Below are 7,022 nucleotides of genomic sequence, written 5' to 3' on the forward strand. Positions count from 1 at the left end.
TTAGTATATGTTGAAACAAGTTTGATTAAAGGCATTTCCTATGCCATAGAGTTCGGATTTTATTTCCGCGAGGTATAGGTGAAGGTCTCCTTTTTTTAAACCCTTTATAGAACTGTATTTTACTTTGCTTTGGAGCCTGCCAATAAGGAAAGCAAGATTTCCTGCGGTAATGTGCCCGTCGCCTTTTAATCTTTCAAAATATTTGAACAGTTGATTGATACAATAGATAACAGACCTCGGAAATTCATTGTTCAGTACAACCTGGTCAAGTACGTTTTCGGCTTCAAAACCCTGTCTATAGGTTTTTAGGTACAGTTCGTATCCGCCTATAGAAAACAAAAGGTGTTTCCAGTAGTTGGTGTTTGTCAGTAAGTCCGGGTTGTGGTCTACCGATCCAAATTTAATGTCCAATATATTTACCGATTGAATACTGCGCTCCAGGTATTTCCCGATGCGCATAAAGCTACTTCCTTCGTTCCTTGCCATGGTGATTTCTGTAATGCCATAAAATAGCATTCCTTGTTTAATCAGAATGTCTAATACGGATATCGGGTCGTCTTTTTTCAACATGGCGTTTAGTTTAGGGTCCTTTACTGTATGGTAATATTCATTTAGACACTGCCATACGTCTTTGGTAATGTGGTCTTGCACGCTTCTTGCATTTTCCCGTACTTGCGTGATGATGTTGAGGATAGAGTTGGGGTTCTCCTTGTCAATCACCATGTATTGTAGTACAGTACGACTGTTAAATTCCATGGCCTCCAGTCTTTCGTCATTCCGGTCGCAAAATAAGTGCATAACCGGACTCCATGAAAACTCTGAGATCGCATCTTGCGAGGAAGCGTAATTTATTTTAAGCATGCGTAGCATGCCATCTGTTCTTTCGATATAACGGCTCAGCCAGTATAGGCTTTCAGCAACCCTGCTTAACATAGTGATTCTGTGTTTAATCTTATTGTTGTTTATTTAGAAAGTACCCAGGTGTCTTTACTGCCGCCTCCCTGAGAGCTRTTTACAACCAGTGAGCCTTCTTTAAGTGCTACTCTTGTTAATCCTCCGGGAATAATGTCTATCCCATTAGGGCCGCAAAGTGCAAACGGACGAAAATCGACCCTTCTGGGTTGTAATTTACCTTGCATGTAACATGGTGAGGATGATAAGCTGATAGTAGGCTGTGCAATAAATTGTCGTGGATCTTTCAGTATTTCCAACTTGTATGCTTCAATTTCTTCTTCCGTTGAAGCGTGTCCCATTAACATGCCATAACCCCCGCTGCCATTGGTTTGCTTAACTACCATCCGGGAAATATTTTCGAATACGTAGGCCCGCTCACTTGCGTTTCCTAATTGGTAAGTTGGTACATTTTTAAGTAAGGGTTCTTCATTCAAGTAGTATTTTATCATGTCTGGCACATAGACGTATACAGCTTTGTCGTCGGCTACACCATTTCCTACCGCATTTACAATGGTTACATTTCCTTTTCTGTAAGCATTCATTAACCCGGCAACACCAAGTAGGCTGGTTGGATTAAAGGCTAGCGGATCAAGGTAGTCATCATCTACTCTCCGGTAAATCACATTCACTTGCTGCAGTCCTGCGGTAGTTTTCATATACACCTTATGGTCTTCGACAATTAAATCAGGTCCCTCCACCAGCTCAATTCCCATTAAACGGGCCAGTGTGGTATGTTCGAAATACGCTGAGTTGAAACTACCCGGACTTAACAAAACTATTGTAGGATCGGCAACGTCATGTGGTGCAAGTGAAAGCAGGTTGTTGTAGAGGACAGTAGGGTATTCAATCACACTTCTTACTTTGCATTGAGGTAAAAGATCGGGGAATAGACGTTTGGTAATTTCCCTGTTTTCCAGCATGTAGCTAACTCCCGAAGGAGTGCGGACATTATCTTCAAGGATATAATAAGTGCCGTCGTTGTCCCTGATTAGGTCAATCCCCGCAATGTGTATGTAGATGTCGTGAGGGACTTTCACGTTGACCATCTCTCGTAAAAAATGTGGACAAGAGTAAATTACATCGATCGGAACAATTCCGTCTTTGATGATAAACTGGTCGCTGTAAACATCTTTCAGAAAGAGGTTCAGCGCGGTAACTCGCTGCTTAATTCCTTTTTCTATAAAAGCCCATTCCTCAGCAGTAATAATTCTGGGGATGATATCGAAAGGGAAGATCTTTTCTACGCCTTCGCCGCTATTGTATACGGTAAAGGTGATGCCCTGGCTCATGAAAAGTGCTTTAGATAGTTCTTCTTTTTTGTTGAGCTCTTCGGTCGACTCAAGATCGAGGTAGTTCATAACAGTTTTGTACTCTTCTCTTACCGTTTCTGAGTCATTAAACATTTCATCCCAGGTGTTTTTGGGTAGATCGTATGATTTTGTGTAGCTTTTTGTTTCCATATTCGATCATTTTATGTTAAAATCTTCTGAAATATAGTTATATCTTTATTTAAATTGATTTTTAAATCAAATAAAATGTTATTTTACTTTATTTATTAAATTTTTTGTGTGTTGAAATTGATTTTTTTTATCTTTTTATGTTTCTTTTTGATTTAAAATTGATTTTAGTCTATTTTTTATTTTGTATTTTAAATATTTATGAAGTTAGAGGTTTCTGTTAGGGTAGTTTACGAGGTAATTTCGTCTTCAACATTGATTTTGAATGTACAGCCCGTTAAATCTGCAGGCCAGTTTCTTGTAGAAGAACATATGGAACTGAATCAGCAACTGAAAATGAGAGAGCTGTTTTCTATTTCCGGTGAAAAGAGATTCAAAATCATAGAAATTCCTGATGCAGGGAACTTAATGATTCATTATCGGGCATTAGTAGAAACAGAGGTCCGTGCGGTTGATGCAGAACATTTGGATGATATACCCATTGGCAACATGCCGGTTAGCGCTTTGTCGTATTTAAATCCCAGCAGGTACTGTCAATCCGACAAGTTATATAAGTTCGCATTTCACAAATTTGGGCATATCGATCATGCTTTTTATAAGGTTATGGCTATCCGTGATTGGATTTATACTAACGTAGAATACAGCGGAGGCTATACAAATGCCCAAACATCTTCATATGATACAATTACAGAGCAAATAGGGGTGTGTCGTGATTTTGCACATTTAGGTATTGCTTTGTGCAGGGCGTTAACCATCCCGGCAAGATATTACACCGGTTATGCATATCAATTGCAGCCTGCAGATTTCCATGCCTGTTTTGAGGCTTATATTGGTGGTTATTGGATTATCGTAGATGCAACCAAACTTGTTCCGTTAAATGGATTAGTTAAGATTGCTACCGGAGTTGATGCTACCGATACCGCATTTGCCAGTATATTCGGGAATTTGCAGTTTGTAAGTTTGGACGTTACCGCAAATTTAATTGATACTGAGTTTCGTTACATAGATCAGTATACTGCCGAACAAGGGTATACTTATATGTAATAGCGCTTTGATGAGGTCCTATTTCAATATGTTAAGAATTACGTAATTTAGAAGATATTGAATAATCCCTTCAAGATGAAAGTAATTTTATGCTTAATTGTAATTAGCATGGCTTTAAACGTGCAAGCTCAATCTTATCATTCAGATAAATTGGAAGTAGCAGCTGAGTTTGGTCAGTCACAGCCTATCGGTGTTAGCGTTTCCTCCACCAACAGAGTCTTCGTTTCATTTCCCAAAAGGGAACCCTACCAGTATGGATTAATTGAGATTGTAAATGGAAAGTATGTTGCCTATCCCGATGAGCGCTGGAATCGGAAAGAGGGAAAGGAAACAGAAACCTTTTTAAATGTTCAGGACATTTACATAGATACGAAAGACCAACTGTGGGTATTGGACCCTAAACCTGATGAGCATAAATTTAAATTGGTACAGATAGACCTTAAAAGTAATCAGGTGAAAAGAGTCTATCAGTTTGACGACCTCGCAAAAGATAAATCAACATTAAATGATGTTAGAGTCGATACAGATAAACGGATAGCAATAACCAAGGACAATAAGTTCTTTTATTTCAGACCAATCAACAGCATGCATCTTTATCGTGTAGAAACAAAACATCTTGCAGATGCAAAATTAACAGCTGATGAATTGGCTAAATATGTTCAGGATTTAGGCGAAACAGGAGTTTGCCATGGTATGGAAGCCGATATAGCTGGCAACATATATCTCACCTCTTCTACAGATTATAGCATAAAATATTTTACCACAAATGGTGAACTTATCACACTGGTACAGGATAGCAGGTTAATATGGCCAGATTCTTTAGGAATTGGCAGCGACGGGTATTTATATTTCTCTTGTGCTCAGATGAACCGTTTGCCCCAATGGAATGATGGTATGAATAAGACAAGCTATCCTTATCGCATTTATCGGGTCAAACTTCCAAAATAACCTAAGCTATTGTAAGCAATAAATTACAAACAATCCTATCCTGTTTTAGTCTGATGATTTTTCAACAAAATATAATATCATATGTTTGTAACATAACTTTTAATCGAATCTAAAAAAGAAAACGGAATGTATTTACAGCGATTTTTTTATCTGTTTCTTATCATTTTGATGATCAGTAGTTGTGGGATCAGCAAAAAAGCGAAACATCAGGAAACCTCATTTGATAATGACATCAAGCAGATTAAGCACGTGGTGGTTATCTATATGGAAAACCATAGTTTCGATAATCTTTACGGGGAATTCAAAGGAGCAAATGGTATTGAAAATGCCAAAAGAGGAAATTTTGTACAGGTAGACAAAGATGGAAAACCTTATAAGTACCTTCCTGAGATTCCGAGAAACAACTCTTTCCCGACCAACCTGCCAAATGAGCTTTTTAATATAGACCAATACGTTCCGTCTGACAAGACAACGCCTGATGTTACTCACCGTTTTTTTCACAATCAGTTGCAAATTAACGGAGGAAAGATGGATAAGTTTGCGGTATATAATGACTCCAAAGGACTAGCGATGGGTTATTATAACACGGAAAAATTACCTCTTTATCCGATGGCTCAAAAATACACACTGTGTGATAATTTTTTTCAGAGTGTTTATGGCGGCTCTTATTTTAACCACGTTTATATGATTTCTGCGGCTGTGCCGGTTTGGCCGGATGCCCCTAAATCAATGATCGCAAAAGTTGATGCTGATGGTAAAATGATAGACGATGGCATAGTTACTCCAGATGGGTATGTTGTAAATCATGTTCTTTCACGAAACAGGCCTTACCCTCCTAAATCGGATACTTCCAAATTATTGCCATCTCAGACGATGCCGACTATTGGCGACAAACTGAGCGAAAAAAATATATCATGGGCGTGGTATTCTGAGGGCTGGGACGATGCAGTGGCAGGAAAGAAGAATAATTTTGCCTATAATCATGAACCATTCCTATATTTTGCCCAATATGAAGAGGGGACAGAAGGCCGAAAACACATGAAGGACCAAAATGATTTCATTAAAGCAGCGAAAGAAGGTGCCCTTCCCAGCGTTTCCTTTGTGAAACCAGGCGGAGGAAATGATGAACACCCGGGTGGTTCTGCTGTATATTCTTCAGAACAACTGGCAGTAAACCTGATCAATGCAGTATTGGAGGGGCCTAATGCAAAAGATGCATTGGTTATTCTGACCTATGACGAGTTTGGTGGCTTTTTTGATCATGTAACCCCACCAATTATAGACAGATGGGGCCCTGGTAGTCGTATCCCCGCAATTATTATAGGGCCATTTGCCAAAAAGGGTATTGTAGATCACACACAATATGAAACCGTAAGCATTCTTTCTTTTATAGAGCATAGATGGGGAATAGAACCATTGGCTGAAAGAGATAAAAATGCGAACCCGTTCCGGAATGCGTTGGTATTTAAATAAGTTACTGTTAATCAGGAGGAGGAGGGATATGTTATGTATAAGAAGATTGGAATAGTAGCAATTCTGTTTACAGTGCTACTTATTGTAAGCTTTACCTCCGTTAATTCGAATAAAACAGAACAAATACCAGCAAGCGCGCGTGAACGAAAAATTCAAAAAGAAGTTTTAAGTCAGATCGTATCCTTCCAGGAGTATGTAAAAGATACCTTATTTATTGAGGTCAGTAAAGAAAAGGTTGACGCACACCGTGTTCAGCAAGCCTTTTTAAAATCAAGATTACTGTTCAAAAAGTTTGAATGGGCGGCAGAGTATTTTACTGCCGACCTAACTAAGAGGTTAAATGGTCCTCCTGTACAAGAGATCGAAAATGCAGATTTACTAGATCCTTCTTTAGCCCGTGCTGTTGATCCAATGGGACTCCAGGTGATAGAACAGTTTATCTATCCGAAGTACGATTCAGCCGGCAAAAAAGTGCTGATTAGCGAAGTCAGACATTTAATAACAAATACGGACTATCTGATTTCTTATTTTACTGATCATCAGTTTGCGGATTGGCGAATATTGGATGCAGCCAAGTTAGAGGTATTCAGGATAATCGTTTTGGGAATTACCGGATTTGACAATTCTCTTTCTTTGAACAGTATGAAAGAATCGTCCGAATCCCTAAAAAGTCTGCGGGATATCCTTTATTTATATATCAGCAAAAAGGAAAAAACGACTTTATTGCAGGATCTGAATGGCTCAATAGCATATCTTAATCATAACCCTGATTTTGATTCCTTCGACAGAGCTACATTTATTACAAGCTTTGGGAACGAGATCAGCGCCGGGATAGCACAGTTGGAGCAGAATTTACCGGGCGATAAAATTAAATATAACCGGATGCTTAGGCAGGAGGTAAGGACATTATTTGATTCGGATGCGTTTAATGTAGATGCATTTTCACCAGGCCCTGAATATCGCATAACAGGTGCTAAAGTGGGGTTAGGGAAAAGACTTTTTTATGATCCATTGTTATCCGGCACCGGCACAAGAAGCTGTGCCTCATGTCACAACCCTGATTTAGCATTTACGGACGGAATGGCTAAGCATACAGATGTTCATGTTCCTTCAAAACTGCTGACAAGGAATGTACCCACGTTATTC

The 7,022-nt window shown here is 39.0% G+C and carries 6 protein-coding genes; 4 read left to right on the forward strand and 2 right to left on the reverse strand.

What is annotated here, in order from left to right; translation table 11 throughout:
• Positions 1–933, reverse strand: coding sequence for an alpha-E domain-containing protein (locus AC1DDX_RS09175; RefSeq protein ID WP_048903263.1), 933 nt, complete (start codon positions 931–933; stop codon positions 1–3).
• A 29-nt stretch (positions 934–962) separates the two neighbouring features.
• Entirely contained in the window at positions 963–2,414 is a 1,452-nt protein-coding gene (locus tag AC1DDX_RS09180; RefSeq protein WP_048903262.1) for a circularly permuted type 2 ATP-grasp protein, read from the reverse strand.
• A 198-nt stretch (positions 2,415–2,612) separates the two neighbouring features.
• Here AC1DDX_RS09180 and AC1DDX_RS09185 point away from each other — a divergent pair, with 198 nt between their 5' ends.
• The 4 genes from AC1DDX_RS09185 to AC1DDX_RS09200 all read left to right on the forward strand — a co-directional run.
• Positions 2,613–3,455 carry a transglutaminase-like domain-containing protein gene (locus AC1DDX_RS09185; protein ID WP_048903261.1) on the forward strand — a complete coding sequence of 281 codons (843 nt, stop codon included), beginning with the start codon at positions 2,613–2,615 and terminating at the stop codon, positions 3,453–3,455.
• Positions 3,456–3,530: 75 nt separating this feature from the next.
• Complete coding sequence (locus AC1DDX_RS09190) at positions 3,531–4,403, forward strand: SMP-30/gluconolactonase/LRE family protein (RefSeq protein WP_477621975.1); 873 nt, start codon at positions 3,531–3,533, stop codon at positions 4,401–4,403.
• A gap of 168 nt (positions 4,404–4,571) precedes the next feature.
• Positions 4,572–5,876, forward strand: coding sequence for an acid phosphatase (gene acpA / locus AC1DDX_RS09195; protein WP_477611807.1), 1,305 nt, complete (start codon positions 4,572–4,574; stop codon positions 5,874–5,876).
• Positions 5,877–5,909: 33 nt separating this feature from the next.
• Positions 5,910–7,022 (forward strand): cytochrome-c peroxidase (locus AC1DDX_RS09200; protein ID WP_477621976.1); only part of this gene is annotated, 1,113 nt, incomplete at its 3' end.

This window comes from Pedobacter sp. 10L46_2 (assembly GCF_056395165.1).